The organism is Pseudomonas sp. MC6 (assembly GCF_054790575.1).
Genome location: NZ_CP186504.1, coordinates 4,806,505 through 4,824,982, shown reverse-complemented (window position 1 = coordinate 4,824,982; position 18,478 = coordinate 4,806,505). Strand labels below are relative to the sequence as shown.

Below are 18,478 nucleotides of genomic sequence, written 5' to 3'. Positions count from 1 at the left end.
ATCGCATCATCCCTCGGGATCAGGGTTCGCTCTGTCAGGCAGGCGACAATCCAGGAGTGTTTATGCAAATGCGTTCGCGATTGATGACCGGGCAGTGGTTCAGTCATCTGCCGGCGTCCTTTCAGGATAGTCTGCTGGCGGCGGCCCGGGAGAGGCGGCTGACGGCGGGTCAGCGCCTGTTTCAGCGCGGCGATGCGCCGTGCGGCTTGTATGCGGTGCTCGACGGCGCGGTGCGCATCGGTGCTGTCAGCGAGCAGGGCAAGGAGGCTTTATTGAGCCTGGTCGAGGCGCCGCACTGGTTCGGCGAAATCTGCCTGTTCGATGGCCAGCCGCGTACGCATGACGCCTATGCCGTCGGGCCGTGCACCTTGCTCAACATTCCTCAGGCGACGCTGTTGAAGTTGCTTGATGAAAATCCAGTGTACTGGCGGCATCTGGCGCTGCTGATGAGCCACAAACTACGCCTGACCTTCATCAACCTCGAACAACTGAGCCTGCTGCCGGCCCCGGCGCGTCTGGCGCATCGCTTGCTGATGATTGCCGAAGGCTACGGCGAACTCGACGCGCCACGCCGGGTGCTGCAACTGCCGCAGGAACAGCTGGCGTCGATGCTGTCGCTGTCTCGGCAGACCACCAACCAGATTCTCAAGGATTTGCAGGGACAGGGGATTATCGGGCTGGGGTATGGCGAGATCGAAATCCTCGACGCCGCGCGATTGCGCGCCCTGGCCACGATCTAACGGGCACCCGAGATCCCCTGTGGGAGCGAGCCTGCTCGCGAAAGCGGTGGGTCATTCAACTGAGATTTCGACTGAACCGACGCCTTCGCGAGCAGGCTCGCTCCCACATTTTTGATCTGTGCTGGTTTTACGAACCGCGATAGGTCGAAAAACCGTACGGGCTGAGCAGCAGCGGGATGTGGTAGTGCTGATCGGTCTGCTTCACTTCAAAAATCACCGGAATCTCCGGGAAGAAGGTGTCGTGCTTGATCTTCTTGAAGTACTCGCCGGTCTTGAACACTACGCGGTATTCACCCGCTTCAAAAGGCTGTTTGGCCGGGAACAGCTCGGCGATCCGCCCCTGTTCATTGGTGGTGCCTTGGGCCAACGGCTGCCAGTTCTGGCCAACGTGTTTCTCCAGCGTCACGTCGATGCCCGGCGCCGGCAGGCCATTTTCCAGATTGAGCACGTGCACGCTCAACGGATTACCGGCGGCGAGTGCAAGGCTTGAAAACGCGCTCAGGCCGAGCGCGGCGAGGGTCATGCGCATAGTCGTCATGGATGAGTCTCCTTATTGGGAACGGGTAGTGGCCAGACCGGTTTTCCCGGCCGCCTTGATCGCACAGTTTTCGTCTTGCTCACCGCCACCGGAACCGGCCACGCCCATCGCGCCCACCAGTTCAGTGCCGAGGAACAGCGGGATCCCGCCGCCGAGCAGCAGCAACTCGTCGAGGGTGTTGAGGTTGGCGGTTTCCGGGTTGCTGCGAGCGCGTTCGGCGAACAGCCGGGTGGCGGTTTTGGTCGACAGCGCGGTGTAAGCCTTGCGCTGGCTGGCAGCGGTGTTGTGCGAGCCGACGCCATCGCCGCGCAGGGTCACCAGCAGATTGCCGCCGCGATCGAGTACCGACACCGTGCCGGTGCAGTTGGCCATTGCCGTGTCGGCGAGCAGCTGTGCAGTTTTCAGGTCGAGGTCGGCGTGACGTGGCAGTTCAGGGCTGGCGACAGCCGCGCCACTGAGGCCGATCATCAGGCTTGCAACGAAGTATTTGATGGTCATGGACAGGCTCCAAAAGCTGAGGTCGCCACCTTAATCGCCGGTCTTCGTCAGAACCCCGTCAGTCTGATTACAAGTTTGTAATGGGCAACGCCGCCGAAGGCGCCTAGCCTGTGTGCCTATCAATCGAGGTGTGCCATGCGTTTGCTGGTCGTAGAAGATGAAGCCAAAACCGCGAATTTCCTCGCCAAAGGCCTGGGCGAGTCGGGTTTTGCCGTGGACGTGGCGCTCAATGGTCTCGATGGTCGTTACTTTATCGAGCAGCAGGAATATGACCTGATCATCCTCGACGTGATGCTCCCCGGCCTCAACGGCTGGCAATTGCTGCAACTGATCCGTCAGCGCGGTGCCACGCCGGTATTGTTCCTGACCGCCAAGGACGCCATCGAAGACCGCGTGCGCGGGCTCGAACTGGGCGCCGACGATTACTTGCTCAAACCCTTCGCCTTCGCCGAACTGCTCGCACGGGTGCGCACGTTGCTACGACGCGGGCCGATGCGCGAAGCCGAGTCGTACACCATCGCCGACCTGGAAATCGACGTACTGCGCCGTCGCGTCAGTCGCGGTGGCCAGCGCATTGCGCTGACCAACAAGGAGTTCGCCCTGCTGCAATTGCTCGCCAGTCGCCAGGGCGAAGTGCTGTCGCGCACGCTGATTGCCTCGCAGGTGTGGAACCTGAATTTCGACAGCGACACCAACATGGTCGAAGTGGCGGTGCGTCGTTTGCGCGCGAAAGTCGATGATCCTTACATGCCGAAACTGATCCACACCGTGCGCGGCGTCGGTTATCAGCTGGAAGCTCCTGACGATGCGCTCTAGGTCGATCGCCTGGCGTTTGGCGCTGGCGTTCGCATTGGTTTGCGCTTTGGTGCTGAGCGCGATTGGCGTGTTTCTCTACCGCTCGCTGGCCTCGGAAATCGCCTTCCGCGACGACCTCGCGTTGCTCGGACGACTGGAGCAGGTGCGCGCCTTGCTCGCCGACAGCGACAGCCTCGACGCCCTGCAGGCGCGGCCGCGGCTGTATCAGAACATGCTCGGTAACCTCGACAGCCTGCTGCTGGTGCGCCGCGCCGACGGTTCCAGCGTGATCGCCATCAATCCCCGTCAACGCGTTCTCCCGGCGCTCAATGCAATCCCGCGCGAGCAAGCGCCGCAGCACCGTGACGTGCTGACGTGGCAAGCGCCGGACGGTGCTGCGGTGGCGCTGCTATCCGGTGCAGCGCAGGGGCCGAACGGCGAACCGCTGACCGTCATCGCCGGCAAGGTACTGAGCGAGCGCGAGCAGATGCTCGCCAGTTACCGTTTGCGCTTGTATCTGGCAGTCGGCCTCGGTGCGTTGCTCGCCTTTGCCCTAGGCTTGCTGTTGCTACGCCGGGGCTTGCGACCGTTACGGCAGTTGAGCGCAGCCGTGCGCGGCATCGATCTGCGCAGCCTCGATCAACGTTTACCTGCCGCTGGCACACCCACGGAACTGCTTGAACCGGTACAGGCACTCAACGGCATGCTGGCACGACTGGACGACAGCGTGCAGCGCCTGTCGCAGTTCTCCGCCGACCTCGCCCACGAGATTCGTACGCCGCTGCACACGCTGTTGGCGAGCAACGGCCAGGCGCTGAATCATCCGCGCAGTACCGAGGAGTATCAGGAAGTCTTGGCCTCGAACATGGAAGAGTTCGAGCGACTCAAACGCATGGCGGAGAACCTGATGTTCCTCGCTCGTGCGGAGCAGGCAGAACGTGCGCTCAATCTGCAATTGCTGGATCTGCACAGCGTTGGCGGCGAACTGTGTGATTACTTTGAAGCCTTGGCCGATGACCGCGATCTGCGGCTGGACAATCAACTGCATGGCGAACTGCTTGCCGATCAGCAATTGCTGCAACGGGCGCTCGGGAATTTATTGGCGAATGCCGTGCGCCACGCTGACTCCGGAACCGTGATCAGCTTGCGCCGCCGCGACGAGTCAGGTTGGTGCTGGTTGCAGGTGCACAACCACGGGCCGGCGATTGCACCCGAGCATCTGGGTAAACTGTTCGACCGTTTCTACCGCGTCGATCCTTCACGGGCAGAGCCGGGGGATTCGGGTGGGTTGGGGTTGGCGATTGTCCAGTCGATCATGCAACTGCATGGGGGACAGGTGCGGGTGAGCAGTGATGCTGATGGCACCATTTTTGAGCTGGGTTTTGGTGTGAACAGGTGATTACTACTTGCTCACTCGGAATTAGGCTAATCTTGCTCACTGACTGCATCAAATGCGATGCAAATTAAGCAAATATCTGAATTTGCACCGTATTTGATGCAGGAAATAACATGGAACAGCTTGGTGAATTGATCAAAGCCCTGCGCAAGGCGAACAAAATGACTCAGCAGGCACTGGCTCAGCAATACGGAATGAGCCGCGCGACGATTTCGGGGATCGAAAACAACACTATTTCGGAAATCGGCGTGCGTAAAGTCGAAGCGATCCTCAACGGATTTGGCTATGAGCTGACGGCGGTTCCACGTCAGTCTCGTCGACCGACACTCGATACGCTGCAAAAGGTTAACTTCCATGACTGAGTCGTCGGATCGATTAAACGTCTGTGTCGGCGGGCAAGCGGTAGGGACGTTGGCGCGCGGGCAAGATCGAGTCGACAGCGTCTTCAATTACCGCGAGGAAGCCAGTGCTGAAAATGCCGTGTCGCTGACAATGCCGTCCCGCCTGGAAAGTTATGGTTGGCAGCATGGTATCCATCCGGTTTTCGAGATGAATCTGCCGGAAGGTGCGCTACGTGATGAGCTGGTTCGGCGCTTCAGTAAGGCGGTTCGCGGCTTCGATGATTTTGCGTTGCTGGCTATTGTCGGCCCCTATCAGCTCGGTCGGTTATCCATTGCCAGCGCATCGATGACGGATCGGCCGCCCGAAACGTCTCTGGCCGATCTGCTGGTGCACGATGGTGCACAAGACCTGTTCGAGGAACTGTTGCAAACCTATGGTCAGTATTCCGGTGTGTCCGGTGTGCAACCCAAAGTGCTGGTGCGTGACAGCGCGGCCGCGATTGATCGCCTGACTCATCGCGGGTCCACTCACCTGGTTAAAGCTTTTCGCGCCGATGAATATCCGCATTTGGCGACCAACGAATACTTTTGCATGCGTGCTGCGCAACACAGCGGGCTTGAGGTTCCGCAGTTTGAACTGAGCGAACATGGCAAGTTTCTGGTAATCGAGCGCTTTGACTTGAGCCCTACGGGCTACCTCGGTTTCGAGGACTTCTGCGTACTCAATGGTTGGTCATCGAAAGCCAAATACGACGGCTCTTACGAAGGTGCGGCCCGGCAGATCAAAGCGTTTGTTTCACCTGCATTGCTCAATCAGGCGCTGGAAGCATTTTTCAAAATAGTGGCTTTGTCCGCAGGCCTGAAAAACGGCGACGCGCATCTAAAAAATTTTGGCGTGCTTTACGAAAACTGCGGCGAGGAATCAGTAATCAGGCTCGCCCCCGCATACGACATTATCACCACCTCGGTCTACATAAAGAACGACAGTATGGCGTTGCTGTTGGGTGGTTCGAAGGCTTGGCCAAAGCACAAAATGCTGGTGCGCTTCGGTCGAACTGCCTGCAATCTGACCGAAGCGCGTTGCAATGAATTACTGCAGCAAGTCGCTAATGGCATGCAGGTAACGATGGGCGAACTGGCCGGGTACAGCGCAGGTCATCCAGCGTTCGCTGAGATGGGTGCTGCGATGATCGAACAATGGTTGTCTGGTATGGCGCGCAGCCTGATTAAAAGCTGACAATCAGCGCAACCCATCACGAAACTGCCCCGGCGTCAGCCCCGTCCAGCGCTTGAACGCGCGGCTGAAGCTGCTGGTGTCGGCAAACCCGAGCAAATAACTCACCTCACTCAACGAGCACTGCGGATCGCGCAGGTGCAGCAGCGCCAGATTCTCCCGGCTCTCGTTGAGCAACGTATCAAAGCGACAACCTTCATCCGCCAGATGCCGTTGCAGGCTGCGCAAACTCAGGTGCAAGGCTTGGGCAATGCGTTCAGCACTCGGCTCACCTTCCGGCAGTTGTTCTTCAATGGCATCGCGCACCTTGCGCTCCCAGGTCAGCGGTTTGAGCTGGGCCATGGTGCGTTTGAGCACGGCTTCGTTGTGTTCGGCGAGTTCCGGGTTGGCGTCGTCGAGGTGGCTGTCAAAGTCGGCAAGGGCGAACTCCAGGCGATCCTCCGCACAACCAAAATGCACCGGAGCGCGGAAGACTTTGTGCCATTGAAGCGCATCGCTCGGTTCCGGGCGGCGCAGATAAACCGCTAGCGGCGCGTAATCGCGACCAAGACGATTGCGGCAGGTGCGCACGTAGATCGCGGTAAACGCATCGATGGCTTCGAAGGCGGGTGCCGGGTTGCCTGACGGAATTTTCAGACGAAATTGATAGCAGTCGTCGCCACGACTCAGCTCCAGTTCCAGCGCATCGCTGACCACCGGGTGATAGCGCACGATGCGCTCGAACACCTCGCGCAAACTGCCGCTGGCGACCAGCGCATAACCGAGGGCATGGAACGTGGTCGGGCTGACGAAGCGCGACACGCGCAGACCAATCGCCGGATCGCCACTGACCTGCACGGCAATTTCCCAAAGGCGTGTGGTGCCGGACAATGGATAGCGCGCGTTGGGGTCGTCCATCAAATTCGGGTCGAGCCCGGCCTGCTGGCACAAGGCTATGCTGTCCAGTCCCAACGCATCGAGTTGCTTGCGCAAGGCACGGGTCCAGCTGGCGAGGGAGGTCGGTTCCTTCATGCTGATTGGCGCTTCCGGTCAACAGGTTGGCGTTTTCGGCTACCGCAATTGAAGCCTTGGCTAGGCACGATGCGAACATCATAAACCCGAGGATGGAAGCATGGACGGTACTTCTGCAAGTCCCCAGCGACACAATGCGGCCCAGCGATCAGCGCATATTCGCCAAGTGGTGCTGGCCAAAGGCGTCGAACTGCGCGAGCGCTACCCGATTCTCCAGCATCAGGATGCGCTTGGGGCGGGGATTCTGGCCTTTGCCCTGATCGGGATGATCGGCTCGGCGGCGCTGTACATCACCGGCCATATGGCGTGGTGGGTGTGCTTGTTGCTCAACGCGTTTTTTGCTTCGTTGACCCATGAGCTGGAACACGACCTGATCCACAGCATGTATTTCCGCAAGCAGCGCGTGCCGCACAACCTGATGATGGGCCTGGTGTGGCTGGCGCGGCCGAGCACGATCAACCCGTGGATCCGTCGGCATCTGCACCTTAATCACCACAAGGTCTCCGGCACCGAGACCGACATGGAAGAACGCGCGATCACCAACGGCGAGCCGTGGGGTTTTGCACGTTTGCTGATGGTTGGCGACAACGTCATGTCGGCATTCATCCGCATGCTGCGGGCCAAGACCTGGGCGCACAAGTTCAGCATCATCAAGCGTACGTTGAAGGTCTACGCGCCGCTGGCGCTGGTGCATTGGGGCGCGTGGTATGTGTTTCTCGGCTTTCATGCGGCCAATGGCATCGCCTATTTGCTGGGCTCGCCGATCGAATGGTCAGCGACGATGTTGTCGGTGATGCAGGTGATCGATATTGCCGCCGTGGTGATCATCGGCCCGAACGTATTGCGCACGTTTTGCCTGCACTTCATCAGCTCGAACATGCATTACTACGGCGATGTCGAGTTGGGTAATGTGCTGCAGCAGTGTCAGGTATTGAACCCTTGGTGGTTGTGGCCGTTGCAGGCGTTCTGCTTCAACTTTGGCAGCAGTCACGGGATTCATCATTTTGTTGTGAAGGAACCGTTTTATATTCGCCAAATGACGGTGCCGGTGGCGCATAGGGTGATGCGTGAGATGGGCGTGCGGTTTAATGATTTTGGCACGTTTGGGCGAGCGAACCGGTTTGTTCGTCGGGATGAAATCGCGGTGTCTGGGGAGGCGGTGGAGGCCTGACGAGCTGCCCTCACCCTAGCCCTCTCCCGGAGGGAGAGGGGACCGATTGGGGGATATTGGGGAAGTACGCCGACCTGAATGTTCCTCATTGAATCCATAATCGACCCGATTTTTCAGGTCGATGTATAGCGAAAGACACCTCGGTCGGCCCCCTCTCCCTCTGGGAGAGGGCTGGGGTGAGGGGCTTTTGATCTCGCCCTTAATCCGGCTGAAATGGCGACTCACTCAAAATCACCCCAGTCTCCTCGACATACTGCTGCCAATGCCCGATCAACGCGCTGAGCTTCTCCGGCCGACTCACCGCCAGATCATGAATTTCCCCCGGATCACTACTCAAATCATACAGCTGCCAGGTCGCCGGCCCGACCGGCCCAGGAATCCACACCGCTTTCCACGACCCCTGCCGAATCGCCCGGCGCCCGAACAATTCCCAACCCGTCACCGTGTGCTCGTCATGCACCTGCGCAGTCTCGCCAGACAAGAACCCCAGCCACGATTTGCCGCGCAACGGCGCCACCGGTTTGCCGTGCCAGAGCTTGCCCGGATGACGCACGCCAGCCAGATCGAGAATCGTCGGGGTGATGTCCATCACCGTGCCGAAACCATGGCTGATCTGCCCTTTGATCGCCAGATGCGGATAGTGCAGCAGCGCGGGCACGCGAATCCCACCCTCAGTGGTAAATGCCTTGAACAGCCGCGATGGCGCGGTCGCCACCTGCGCCCAGTTCGGCCCGTACCAGACGTAGGAATTGGCCCGGCCAATGTTGTCGAGGCTGTTGTCGTAATGCTGGCTGAGATAGGTCACCAGTTCCGGGCCGAATTTCGGGAACGCTTCCAGCAGCGCGCCTTCGGCACCGTTATCGGACATGAACAGGATGAAGGTGTTGTCGAGCTGCCCCTGCTGGCGCAGATAGTCGATGACCCGGCCAATGTTCCAGTCCATGCGCTCGACCATCGCCGCGTAGACTTCCATGGCCCGCGCGGAAATCTGTTTTTGTTCCTCGCTCAACGCGTCCCACTGCTGGGTTAACTGAATCAGCGGGTGCGGCTCTACGTCCGGTTCAATCAGACCGAGGGCTTTGAGTTTTTCCAGACGCTCCAGACGCAGCACTTCGGGGCCAGCGTCATAGCGGCCACGGTATTTCTCGACGATCTCGGCGGGCGCCTGCAACGGCCAGTGCGGCGCGGAGAACGGCAAGTAGGCGAAGAACGGCCGGGTCTGGTCACGTTCCTTGAGGTACTGCAGCAATTTGTCGCCGAATGCATCGGAGGAATAGAAGTCCTTCGGCAGTTCGTCGAGAAACGTGTCGTCCTCGATGTACAGCGCCGGCGTGGATTTCAGCAGGCCGGGCGTTTGCTCATCGTAGGTCGGCTCGAAACCATAGTGGTTGGCCGCGCCCGGCAGCAGCGAAAACGAGCGCTCGAAACCTCGTGCGTGCGGCGCCAGTTCAGCCTTCAAACCCAAGTGCCATTTGCCGCTCATCAAGGTTTGATAACCGGCCTCGCGCAGCAGCTCGGGCAGGGCGACGACGCGGTCATTGAGATAGCCCTCGTAACCCGGTTTGCCGATCAGATCCGGGGTCAGCGTTTCGGCCATGGTGCCAATGCCGGCGATGTGGTGATCGGTGCCGGTGAGCAACATCGAGCGGGTTGGCGAGCAGGTTGGCGCGGTATGAAAATCAGTCAGACGCAGACCGTTGTTGGCCAAGGCATCGAGGTGCGGCGTGGCGATTTCGCCGCCGAACGCGCCGATGTCGGAGAAGCCGAGATCGTCGGCCAGAATCACCAGAAAATTGGGACGTTGCGGCATCGCAAAACTCCTGTTCAGCAGGCAATGAACGTCAGCGGCAGATCGCGGATCTGCACCGGTACGCTCGGTTGGTAATGGTCGTCACTGGTCAGTTCGTGCAGCAGTTCTTCACGCAACTGATGGAAGTCGAAACTGCTGCGCTGGCGCGGGTGCGGCAGGGCGATGTCGACCACTTGCTTGATCCGCCCCGGACGCGGCTCCATCACCACGACGCGGTCGGCGAGGAAGATCGCTTCTTCGACGTCATGGGTGACGAGAATCGTGGTGATTTTTGCGCGGTCGCGGATCGCCAACAGCTCGTCCTGCATCTGCTGGCGAGTCAGCGCATCGAGCGCGCCGAACGGTTCGTCGAGCAGGAGAATTCTAGGACTGGCAACCAGGCCGCGAGCAATCGCCACACGCTGGGCCATGCCGCCGGAGAGCTGGTGCGGATAGGCGCGGGTGAAGTCGCGCAGGCCGACCAGCTCGATGAAGTCGTTGACCCGCTGTTGCTTCTGCGCAGCGTTCAGTGGCTCGTTGACCAGACCCAGACCGATGTTGTCAGCGACGGTCAACCACGGAAACAAACGGTGCTCCTGAAAGACGATGCCGCGCTCGCCGCCGATGCCGCTGACGGCTTTGCCATCCACCGTGATCTGCCCGCGAAACTGCGTATCAAGACCCACCAGCAAACGCAGCAAGGTAGATTTGCCGCAACCGCTGGAACCGACAATGGCGACGAATTCGCCCTCGGCGATGTCCAGATTGAATTCGCGAATCGCCTCCAGTTCGAAACCGTCGACATCGAAGGATTTGCCTACATGGGTGAAGCTGACAATCGGTGCGTTCATGCGTGTCTCCAGCGGGTCGCGCGAATTTCCAGGCGTTGGCCAATGAGGTTGAGCAGGGCGCCGGTGAGGCCGACGAAAAGCATGCCGGCCATGATCAAGTCCATGCGTAGCAACTGTTGGGCGCCGATCATCTGGCTGCCGATGCCGCCGTTGGACGGCATGAAATATTCAGCACCGATGGTGCCGAGCCAGGCGTAGATCAGGCTCAGGCGCAGACCGGCGAAAATCCCCGGCGCGGCGCCCGGCAGCACCAGCCGACGCAGGCGTTGGCCGAGCCTCAGACGCAACACTCGGGCGGCTTCGTTGAGTTGTGGCGAGAGGTTGGCGACGCTGCGCTGCGTGGCGATAAACAGCGGAAAGAAGGCGGCGAGGGCGACGAACACCCACTTGGCCAGTTCGCCGAGACCGAACCACGCGGTGAGCAGCGGCACCCAGGCGAAGATGGCGATCTGGCGTAGGGCGGCGAGGGTCGGGCCGAGCAGGCGTTCACTGATGTTCGACAAACCCAGCAGCAGGCCCAAGGCAAATCCGAGGCCGCCGCCAAGCAGCAGACCACCGAGTGTACGACCAAGACTGAGGGCCATACCGCTGATCAACGTGCCGTCGAGCAGACCATCCCATGCCGTGCTTAAAACGGCCAGCGGGCTGACCAGAATGTTGGCGTCGACCCACTGCAGTTCGTTCGCCAGTTGCCACAACGCCAGCAAGCTCAGCGGCAGCAGCCATGGCTGCAGACGCTGCCAGCCTTCATAGCGCGGGCCGCGGCGAATTTCAGCGGTGGCCGGATGCGGCCAGTGCACCAGTTTCTTGTCCAGCAGACCGATGCCGCGATCCATCGCCACACCGATCAATCCGATGACCACGATGCACACGAACACGATGTCGAGCATGAACAACTGCCGCGCCCAGACCATCAGGTAACCGATGCCTTCACTGGAGGCCAACAGTTCGACCGCCAGCAACGAAGTCCATCCGGCGGCCAGCGCCAGACGTACGCCAGCCATGAACGCGGGGAGGGTGGCGGGCAGCACCAGGCGACGGATCAGCAGGTGTGGCGGCAAGCGTAAAACAGCGGCAGCTTCGCGCAGTTTTGGTTGTGCATCTCTTACGCCGACCAGTGTGTGCAGGGTTACCGGAACCACGATGGCTTTGATCAGCACCACCAGTTTCAGCACTTCGCCGATGCCGAAAAACACCATGAACAAGGGAATCCACGCCAGCGTCGGTATTTGTGAAAGTCCGGCGAAGGTCGGGAAGATCAAGCGTTCAAGGCGACGACTGAATCCCAGTGCTGCGCCGAGCAATGCACCCGCAGAAACCCCCGCGAGCAGTCCCCAGAACAAACGCTGCAGACTGATCCACAAGTGGCCCCATAACTCGCCCTGCGATAACTCGACAGCGCTGTTCCACACCAGTGACGGCGCAGGCAGGATCTGTTCGCTCATCCATTCGTTGCGGGCGGCCAGCCACCACAGGGCGAACAGGCTGAGGGGCAACAGCCACGGCAACAGGCGTTGGTTCAGGCTTGGCCAGGTACGGCGGCTTTTCAGCGGCGGCGCGGGCAGTGGGAGACTGAGCAAGGATGGGCGGGCCATGGATGACCTCCGTTGTCGGGTTGGCTCAAGATCAAGATCAAAAGATCGCAGCCTTCGGCAGCTCCTACGGGGGAATGCGTCCTTGAATTGACCCCTGTAGGAGCTGCCGAAGGCTGCGATCTCTAGCGGTATTAACTAAGATCAAATGGTTATAAATAATTTTTAATAAGTTATTTTTAGAGATAAGCAGCGCCATTTAAGGCTTCCAGCCCACACGCATCCAATGCATTCGAAGAATATTTTCGATGCTGTTAATGCATACGCCGCTGCAAGCCCCGTTATTGCTTGCTTAGCGTTAAAAGCTATAAAAATGTGCGTTTATAGTATTTAAGCGAAGGTGTTCATTCGGCCTACTTTCGACTCCTCAACGCCCGTCGTGATCAAGGAGCTGCACCCATGAACTTTCCCTTCAAACGTGTTTTCAGTCTGTTTGCCGTTCCTGCTCTGGCGGGCCTGTTGGCGTTCACCGCGCATGCCGACGAACTCAAGGAAATCAGAATCGCCGTGCCTGACCTGAGTGCCGGCACCCAGCACAGCGGCGGTGGCGTGGTTGATGTGCTGCGCGATCAGCAGATCTTCGAAAAGGCCTTCGCTGATCAGGGCATCAAGATTCAGTGGAGTTTCTTCAAAGGTGCGGGGCCGGTGATCAACGAGGCATTTGCCAATGGTCAGGTTGATCTGGCGTATCTGGGCGATCTGGCGGCAATCATCGGCAAGTCCAATGGCCTCGATACGCGGTTGCTCAGCGCCAGTGCCCGTGGGGTTAAGCAGTATCTGGGCGTCGTGCCGGGGTCGGGGATCAAGACGCTCCAGGATCTCAAAGGCAAGCGTGTGGCGATTTTCCGCGGTACCGCGACGCAGTTGTCGTTTGATGCGGCGCTGGCCAGTCAGGGCTTGAGTGAGAAGGATCTGAAGGTCATCAATCTGGACTTCAACGCAGCGGTCGCGGCGTTGGCAGCCAAGCAGATCGATGCGTCCTGGGGCAGTTCCGGGTTGACCGCATTGCAGGCCAAAGGGCTGGCCGAGTTGCCGCTGAACACCAAGGATCTCGGTGGCGCAGGCAGCGTGCAGTCGGTATTGGTCGGCACGGGCAAGTTTGTCGACGCGCACCCGGAGGTCGTGGCCAAGCTGCTCAAAGCCCAACAGCAAGCTGTTGAGTGGTTGACGCAGGACAGCAACAAGGCGGCTTACGTGCAATTGGTCTCAGGATTGGCGAGTTATCCGCCGGTGATTCTGACGCAGGATCTGCAGGATCAGAAATTGAGCGAAGTGTTCCCGTCGACACTGGATCCGGTGTTCCTCGGCAGCTTGCAGGACAAAGTTGATCTGGCGGCGCAGCAGAAGCTGATTCGCAAGCCGTTCAAGGTCAATGACTGGGTGGCGCCTGAGCTGGCAGCGGGCCAAGCTCTGAATCCTAGCGCCTGATCCGGCGCCATCGCGAGCAGGCTCACTCCTACATTTGGAATGCGTTCCCCTGTAGGAGTGAGCCTGCTCGCGATAGCGTCCTAAACGGCGACGCTGATCTCCTGCCGATCCACCGCCACCAACGTCTCAATCATCGCCCGCGCCGCCGGCGACAAACGAAACCCAGTGCGACTGACAATCCCGCAACGCGCATTCATGCTCTCCAGGTTCTGCGGCAGATTGCGCCAGTGCAGCAACACCAGCGAACCCTTGGCAATGTCCTCGACAAACGCCTCTTCCGTGCCCACGCCAATCGCATTCGATTGCAGCACCACTTTCACCAGCGCCGGAAAGTGCTCGGTCTCGATGGTCGGGGAAAAATCGATGCGGCCGCTGAGGTTCGCCAACAATTTGCGAATGCCCGGCGGGATCAGCGTGGTCGCCAACGGGTAGTCGAACATGTCGTTGGTCGACAGGCTTTCCTTGGCCAGCAACGGATGCCCCGGCCGGCAGAAAAACACCCCGCGTTTGGGTGTCAGTGCCTGGGTCTGGAAGTTCGGATCGGACTCGAAATGACGGATGTCGGCGATGAAGAATTCGATCTCTTCACGGCTCAGCGCGCGGCTGAGCTTTTCCCAGTTATCCACCTGAAAACAGGTGCGCACTTTCGGGTGCGCATTGATGAATTGCGCCACCGCGTCCGGGACCAGTTTCACCGCCGGCGCCGGGCCGCAACCGAAGTGCACTTCGCCGGCATCGAGCTTGGTCATCTGCGTCACTTCGGCGCTGAGCAGCGCGGCGCCTTGCACCAGGCTCAGGGCGTGTTGCAGCACCACTTGGCCTTCGGGCGTGGGGCGCAAATCCTTGTTGCCGCGATCCACCAGCACGCAGCCGAACTCTTGCTCAAGCCCCTGAATGCTGCGGCTGAACGCCGGTTGAGTGATGCCCATCGCGTCCGCCGCACGGACAAAACTGCGGTGTTCGTTGAGGGCGATGAAGTAACGCAACTGGCGAAGATCCATATGCTTTTCCGGCATCCTAAAAATAGCTCGAAGGCATTTGCGACGAGGGTTATTAGAGGTTTTAAATGCAAGCTCTTATTCCGTCAACGAAGCATGTGAATATCTATTAGATGTAAATGGAATATAGATAGAGCGTTGTTTCGCTGCCGTTCAACCGTAAGCAGTCGATGAGGGTCTACCCATGAGCAATGCCGCACTCGCAGTAAAACCCGCTGTCCATGCGCTGGAAATTCATCCGGTGGCCGGTCGTATCGGCGCCGAGATTCGTGGCGTGCATTTGTCCGGTGAGCTGGACACCGCCACGATTGAAGCGATTCAACAGGCACTGGTTCAGTACAAAGTCGTATTCTTCCGTGAGCAGACTCAGCTCGACGATCAGCGTCAGGAAGCCTTTGCTCATTTGCTCGGCGAGCCTGTCGCTCACCCGACCGTGCCGTCGCGTGAAGGCACGCGTTATCTGCTCGAACTGGACGGCGCTGAAGGCCAGCGCGCCAACTCCTGGCACACCGACGTGACCTTCGTTGACGCCTACCCGAAAGCGTCGATCCTGCGTTCGGTGGTAGCTCCGGCATTCGGTGGCGATACCCTGTGGGCCAACACCGCCACCGCGTACAACGGCTTGCCGACCGAGCTGCGTGAGCTGGCCGATAAACTGGTCGCCGTGCACAGCAACGAATACGACTATGCCAGCGCCAAGCCGGACGTCTCCGCGGAGAAGCTGGAGCGCTATCGCAAGGTCTTCACCTCCACCGTTTACGAGACCGAGCACCCGGTGGTGCGCGTACACCCCATCAGCGGCGAGAAGAGCTTGCTGCTGGGGCATTTCGTCAAACGCATCAAGGGTTATTCGCAGGCGGATTCGGCGCATTTGTTCGGGCTGTTGCAGAGCCATGTGATTCGTCAGGAAAACACCGTGCGCTGGCGCTGGCAGGCCGGTGATGTGGCGATCTGGGATAACCGCTCGACGCAGCACTATGCGATTGATGATTACGGGACTCAGGATCGGGTGGTGCGTCGGGTGACGCTCAAGGGGGAAGTGCCGGTGGGCGCGAATGGGCAGCGTAGTCAGACCATCAAAGGTCGTGACTGAAGATCAACATCCCCTCACCCCAGCCCTCTCCCAGAGGGAGAGGGAGCCGACCGAGTTGTCTCCCGTTATGCATAGGCCTGAAAGATCTTTATCGATTATGGATTCGGTGAAGCACGATCAGGTTGGTGTACCTCTGAAATATCCCCCATTCAGTCCCCTCTCCCTCTGGGAGAGGGTTAGGGTGAGGGGCTCTTAAAGCTACCAAACACCAATCTGAACAACCTTCTCGGTCTCCGGCTCTCCATAACGAAACCGCTGCCCACGCCAATCAATCTCCTGATGACTGATGGTGGTGCGCCGCTTCAACCCGCGCACCCACTCAAACAAATACGCCGCATGTTCCTCGCGCACCGCCGCGAATTCCGGATCATCGCCCAAGTCGCGCAACTCCTGCGGGTCATTCAACAGGTCAAACAACTGCGGTCGAAAACCGTCGTACGCCAGGTATTTCCAGCGCTCGCTACGCACCATGGTCATGCGGCAACGATCAATCGGCTGGCCCAAACGCTCCCGCGCCGGCGCCTGGAAGGCGTAGTCGTATTCACTGATCGCATAGCGGCGCCAGTCCGGGTTTTCACCGTGCAGTAGCGGGATCAACGAATGCCCTTCAAGCCGATGCTCTGCCCCCGGCAATCCCAGCGCTTGAAGAAACGTCGGTAGCGCGTCGATGGTTTCCGCCAGTCGATCATCCACCGTTCCGCGCGTGACATCCGCCGCCGCCCGAGGATCGCGCACGATCAACGGCACCCCCACCGCCTGCTCCAGCAAAAACTCCTTCTCACCGAGCCAGTGATCGCCCAGAAAGTCGCCGTGATCGCTGGTGAACACGATCAATGTGTCATCCCAGCGACCGTTGCTCTGTAAAAAATCGAACAGCCGTCCGAGTTGATCATCCACCTGCTTGATCAGACCCATGTACGTAGGGATTACAGTCAGTCGTACTGAATCGCGGGAAAAGTTGAGGCTTTCCTCATGCTGGCGAAAGGCAGTGTATACGGGGTGTTTGCTGGCTTCGGAGGGCGTCGCGCGGACCGCTTCGAGAATCGATTTCGTACTGTACAAGGCGTGGTACGGCGCTGGTACGATGTAGGGCCAGTGCGGTTTGATATAGGAAAGGTGTAAACACCACGATTTCTCGCCTTGCTCGGTGATGAAGTCGATGGCTCGATTTGTAGTGTAGACAGTCTCGGAGTGTTGCTCGGGAATTCGTGCTGGCAAATTCGCATGACGCATTTGCCAGCCGCTGAGGATTTCACCGTTCTCGCCTTCGGCGGCGTTGGCCCAGTCGTGCCAGGGGTTTTTGCCGTCGAAGCCGTGTTCACGCAGGTAATGGTTATAGGGTGCGGATTCGCGCTTGTCGTCGAACAGCGGATCGTCGGGATAGATGCCGTCGTGGCGCATGTAGGGTTCAAAGCCGACTTCGTTGAGGATTTCGGCTTGTTCGCTATCGGGATTGATCGCCAGGCGTTGCAAGGCATCGATATTCGCCGTCGCGTGGGTCTTGCCGACCAAGGCGGTACGGATGCCGTGGGGGCGCAGGTAGTCGCCGATAGTCAGTTCTTCCAGCGGCAACGGCACGGCGTTCCACGCCACTTGATGGCTGCTGACATAGCGTCCGGTGTAGGCCGACATCCGCGACGGCCCGCAGATCGTGCCTTGGGTGTAGGCGCGGCTGAAACGCACACCGGCCGCAGCGAGTCGATCGATGTTGGGTGTGTGCAGGTGCGGGTGGCCGTAGCAGGACAGGTAATCGCGGCGCAGTTGATCGCACATGATGTACAGCACGTTGCGCACGGGGTTTGGCGGGGTGGGCATGGGGTTCACCGGTCAATGGGACAGGCGAGGTATTTCGCTAGGCGTGAGGGTGTTCGGCAAGTGCATTTGGGGAATGGGTTTTATGCAGGCAGTGCATCGGTGCCTGCTCGCGATAACGGTAGATCAGACAGCGAGTCCGTCCAGCGAACAGACTTCCTCATCCACCGCATCAATCGCCTTGATCTGCTCAATCATCGCCTCGGCCAACGGCGATAACCGATACCCCGCCCGGCTGACAATCCCATAACGCGTATACAGCTCCTCAAGATCATCGGCCAACCCTTCAATCCGCAAACACACCAATTCACCCTTGGCCTGGTGCAGCGCATCGGAATACGCACCGACAATCCCGATCGCATCCGAGCGCAGCACCACACTGAGCAGACTCGAGCTGTTTTCACATTCGACATTCGGGGTGAAATCCGGCCGCCCACTAAGGTCAACGATGACCTTGCGCAAGTTTGGCGGCCGAATACTCACCGCCAGCGGATAGCTCATCAATTGCTCTGCGCTGACCTTATCGAAAGCCGCCAGCGGATGCCCTGCGCGGCAACAGAAATGCCATTTACGCGGCCGCAACCGGTGCGTCAGATAATCCGGATCCGCCTCGAAGTAGCGTGTATCGGCGACAAAGAATTCGAATTCCTCGCTCATCAGTCGCTTGCTCAGGCTCTGCCAGTCATCGACCTGAAACTGCACCCGCGCTTTCGGATAGCGCCCGATGAAGCTGCCAATCGCCCGAGGAATCAAACCCGCTGCCGGCGCTGGCCCACAACCGAAGCGCAATTCCCCCGCCTCCAGCCCGTTGAACTGGCTGATCTCGTTGGCCATTTGCTGCGCGCCACTGACCAGTCGCCGCGCATGTTCGAGCAGGACCTGGCCCTGTTTGGTCGGCGGTAATTCCTTGCGTCCGCGATCAACCAACTGACAGCCAACGCTGTGTTCCAGCGCCTGAATGCTGCGGCTGAACGCCGACTGCGACAGGTTCACCGCCTGCGCGCCGGCGACGAAGCTGCGTTGTTCAGCCAGGGCGATGAAGTGACGAAGTTGGCGCAAGTCGATATGCATTTTTCACATAAAAAATATCCGGGAAATGCATTGGATATGCATTAGGTCGACTCCTTATAAAGGCAATCTCTTATGCAGTAAATATCTGTAAATACATAAATAAATAACTTAAAAGAATAT

At 59.2% G+C, this 18,478-nt stretch carries 17 protein-coding genes; 8 read left to right on the top strand and 9 right to left on the bottom strand.

The genetic code is table 11. The features are described 5' to 3' along the window. Positions 1–62: 62 nt before the first annotated feature. Positions 63–740, top strand: coding sequence for a Crp/Fnr family transcriptional regulator (locus ACOYXE_RS21545; protein WP_405122538.1), 678 nt, complete (start codon positions 63–65; stop codon positions 738–740). 127 nt (positions 741–867) lie between these two features. On the opposite strand, the gene uraH is transcribed toward ACOYXE_RS21545, so the two are convergent. Both uraH and ACOYXE_RS21535 read right to left on the bottom strand, forming a co-directional pair. Next, the gene (gene uraH, locus ACOYXE_RS21540) at positions 868–1,278 is read right to left on the bottom strand and encodes a hydroxyisourate hydrolase (RefSeq protein WP_460926576.1); all 411 of its coding nucleotides are present in this window, start codon (positions 1,276–1,278) and stop codon (positions 868–870) included. Positions 1,279–1,290: 12 nt separating this feature from the next. Beyond that, entirely contained in the window at positions 1,291–1,776 is a 486-nt protein-coding gene (locus ACOYXE_RS21535) for a GlcG/HbpS family heme-binding protein (RefSeq protein WP_460926575.1), read from the bottom strand. Between the two features lie 135 nt (positions 1,777–1,911). Here ACOYXE_RS21535 and ACOYXE_RS21530 point away from each other — a divergent pair, with 135 nt between their 5' ends. From ACOYXE_RS21530 to ACOYXE_RS21515, 4 genes are all read left to right on the top strand, one after another. Beyond that, positions 1,912–2,592 (top strand): heavy metal response regulator transcription factor, encoded by a 681-nt coding sequence (locus ACOYXE_RS21530; protein WP_016987597.1) that lies wholly within the window; start codon positions 1,912–1,914, stop codon positions 2,590–2,592. Next, the gene (locus ACOYXE_RS21525) at positions 2,582–3,970 is read left to right on the top strand and encodes a heavy metal sensor histidine kinase (protein WP_460926574.1); all 1,389 of its coding nucleotides are present in this window, start codon (positions 2,582–2,584) and stop codon (positions 3,968–3,970) included. The genes ACOYXE_RS21530 and ACOYXE_RS21525 overlap by 11 nt, the downstream gene beginning before the upstream one ends. Positions 3,971–4,080: 110 nt before the next feature. Further along, positions 4,081–4,329 (top strand): helix-turn-helix domain-containing protein, encoded by a 249-nt coding sequence (locus tag ACOYXE_RS21520; protein ID WP_160054676.1) that lies wholly within the window; start codon positions 4,081–4,083, stop codon positions 4,327–4,329. After that, on the top strand, positions 4,322–5,545 hold the full coding sequence (locus tag ACOYXE_RS21515) for a type II toxin-antitoxin system HipA family toxin (protein ID WP_160054678.1): 1,224 nt from the start codon (positions 4,322–4,324) through the stop codon (positions 5,543–5,545). Before ACOYXE_RS21520 ends, ACOYXE_RS21515 begins: the two co-directional genes overlap by 8 nt. Positions 5,546–5,548: 3 nt before the next feature. Here the strand turns inward: ACOYXE_RS21515 and ACOYXE_RS21510 are convergent, their stop codons facing one another. Beyond that, on the bottom strand, positions 5,549–6,553 hold the full coding sequence (locus ACOYXE_RS21510; RefSeq protein WP_405122535.1) for an AraC family transcriptional regulator: 1,005 nt from the start codon (positions 6,551–6,553) through the stop codon (positions 5,549–5,551). A gap of 100 nt (positions 6,554–6,653) precedes the next feature. Here ACOYXE_RS21510 and ACOYXE_RS21505 point away from each other — a divergent pair, with 100 nt between their 5' ends. Further along, a complete protein-coding gene (locus ACOYXE_RS21505) occupies positions 6,654–7,724 on the top strand; it encodes a fatty acid desaturase (protein ID WP_460926572.1) in 1,071 nt (356 codons plus the stop codon). 199 nt (positions 7,725–7,923) lie between these two features. Here the strand turns inward: ACOYXE_RS21505 and ACOYXE_RS21500 are convergent, their stop codons facing one another. Genes ACOYXE_RS21500 through ACOYXE_RS21490 form a run of 3 tightly spaced genes read right to left on the bottom strand, consistent with a single transcriptional unit; the run spans position 7,924 to position 11,959 of the window. Beyond that, positions 7,924–9,534 (bottom strand): arylsulfatase, encoded by a 1,611-nt coding sequence (locus tag ACOYXE_RS21500; protein ID WP_160054684.1) that lies wholly within the window; start codon positions 9,532–9,534, stop codon positions 7,924–7,926. Between the two features lie 14 nt (positions 9,535–9,548). Further along, positions 9,549–10,364 carry an ABC transporter ATP-binding protein gene (locus ACOYXE_RS21495; protein ID WP_160054686.1) on the bottom strand — a complete coding sequence of 272 codons (816 nt, stop codon included), beginning with the start codon at positions 10,362–10,364 and terminating at the stop codon, positions 9,549–9,551. Next, positions 10,361–11,959: an ABC transporter permease gene (locus ACOYXE_RS21490; RefSeq protein ID WP_160054688.1), complete on the bottom strand. Its 1,599-nt coding sequence runs from the start codon at positions 11,957–11,959 to the stop codon at positions 10,361–10,363. The genes ACOYXE_RS21495 and ACOYXE_RS21490 overlap by 4 nt, the downstream gene beginning before the upstream one ends. A 396-nt stretch (positions 11,960–12,355) precedes the next feature. Here ACOYXE_RS21490 and ACOYXE_RS21485 point away from each other — a divergent pair, with 396 nt between their 5' ends. Next, the gene (locus ACOYXE_RS21485) at positions 12,356–13,384 is read left to right on the top strand and encodes an ABC transporter substrate-binding protein (RefSeq protein ID WP_460926571.1); all 1,029 of its coding nucleotides are present in this window, start codon (positions 12,356–12,358) and stop codon (positions 13,382–13,384) included. Between the two features lie 80 nt (positions 13,385–13,464). Here the strand turns inward: ACOYXE_RS21485 and ACOYXE_RS21480 are convergent, their stop codons facing one another. Beyond that, entirely contained in the window at positions 13,465–14,385 is a 921-nt protein-coding gene (locus ACOYXE_RS21480; protein WP_093440454.1) for a LysR family transcriptional regulator, read from the bottom strand. A 181-nt stretch (positions 14,386–14,566) separates the two neighbouring features. On the opposite strand from ACOYXE_RS21480, the gene ACOYXE_RS21475 reads away from it, so the two are divergent. Further along, positions 14,567–15,475, top strand: a complete 909-nt coding sequence (locus ACOYXE_RS21475; RefSeq protein WP_095122264.1) for a TauD/TfdA dioxygenase family protein — start codon at positions 14,567–14,569, stop codon at positions 15,473–15,475. A 198-nt stretch (positions 15,476–15,673) separates the two neighbouring features. Here ACOYXE_RS21475 and ACOYXE_RS21470 read toward each other — a convergent pair whose 3' ends face one another. After that, the gene (locus ACOYXE_RS21470; RefSeq protein ID WP_460926570.1) at positions 15,674–17,290 is read right to left on the bottom strand and encodes an alkaline phosphatase family protein; all 1,617 of its coding nucleotides are present in this window, start codon (positions 17,288–17,290) and stop codon (positions 15,674–15,676) included. A gap of 123 nt (positions 17,291–17,413) precedes the next feature. Continuing rightward, on the bottom strand, positions 17,414–18,358 hold the full coding sequence (locus ACOYXE_RS21465) for a LysR family transcriptional regulator (protein ID WP_160054694.1): 945 nt from the start codon (positions 18,356–18,358) through the stop codon (positions 17,414–17,416). Between the last annotated feature and the right edge of the window lie 120 nt (positions 18,359–18,478).

Bases quoted from the DNA above. Each gene is read 5' to 3' on its own strand.
- ACOYXE_RS21545 (WP_405122538.1), top strand. From the start codon at position 63: ATGCAAATGCGTTCGCGATTGATGACCGGGCAGTGGTTCAGTCATCTG.
- uraH (WP_460926576.1), bottom strand. From the start codon at position 1,278: ATGACGACTATGCGCATGACCCTCGCCGCGCTCGGCCTGAGCGCGTTT.
- ACOYXE_RS21535 (WP_460926575.1), bottom strand. From the start codon at position 1,776: ATGACCATCAAATACTTCGTTGCAAGCCTGATGATCGGCCTCAGTGGC.
- ACOYXE_RS21530 (WP_016987597.1), top strand. From the start codon at position 1,912: ATGCGTTTGCTGGTCGTAGAAGATGAAGCCAAAACCGCGAATTTCCTC.
- ACOYXE_RS21525 (WP_460926574.1), top strand. From the start codon at position 2,582: ATGCGCTCTAGGTCGATCGCCTGGCGTTTGGCGCTGGCGTTCGCATTG.
- ACOYXE_RS21520 (WP_160054676.1), top strand. From the start codon at position 4,081: ATGGAACAGCTTGGTGAATTGATCAAAGCCCTGCGCAAGGCGAACAAA.
- ACOYXE_RS21515 (WP_160054678.1), top strand. From the start codon at position 4,322: ATGACTGAGTCGTCGGATCGATTAAACGTCTGTGTCGGCGGGCAAGCG.
- ACOYXE_RS21510 (WP_405122535.1), bottom strand. From the start codon at position 6,553: ATGAAGGAACCGACCTCCCTCGCCAGCTGGACCCGTGCCTTGCGCAAG.
- ACOYXE_RS21505 (WP_460926572.1), top strand. From the start codon at position 6,654: ATGGACGGTACTTCTGCAAGTCCCCAGCGACACAATGCGGCCCAGCGA.
- ACOYXE_RS21500 (WP_160054684.1), bottom strand. From the start codon at position 9,534: ATGCCGCAACGTCCCAATTTTCTGGTGATTCTGGCCGACGATCTCGGC.
- ACOYXE_RS21495 (WP_160054686.1), bottom strand. From the start codon at position 10,364: ATGAACGCACCGATTGTCAGCTTCACCCATGTAGGCAAATCCTTCGAT.
- ACOYXE_RS21490 (WP_160054688.1), bottom strand. From the start codon at position 11,959: ATGGCCCGCCCATCCTTGCTCAGTCTCCCACTGCCCGCGCCGCCGCTG.
- ACOYXE_RS21485 (WP_460926571.1), top strand. From the start codon at position 12,356: ATGAACTTTCCCTTCAAACGTGTTTTCAGTCTGTTTGCCGTTCCTGCT.
- ACOYXE_RS21480 (WP_093440454.1), bottom strand. From the start codon at position 14,385: ATGGATCTTCGCCAGTTGCGTTACTTCATCGCCCTCAACGAACACCGC.
- ACOYXE_RS21475 (WP_095122264.1), top strand. From the start codon at position 14,567: ATGAGCAATGCCGCACTCGCAGTAAAACCCGCTGTCCATGCGCTGGAA.
- ACOYXE_RS21470 (WP_460926570.1), bottom strand. From the start codon at position 17,290: ATGCCCACCCCGCCAAACCCCGTGCGCAACGTGCTGTACATCATGTGC.
- ACOYXE_RS21465 (WP_160054694.1), bottom strand. From the start codon at position 18,358: ATGCATATCGACTTGCGCCAACTTCGTCACTTCATCGCCCTGGCTGAA.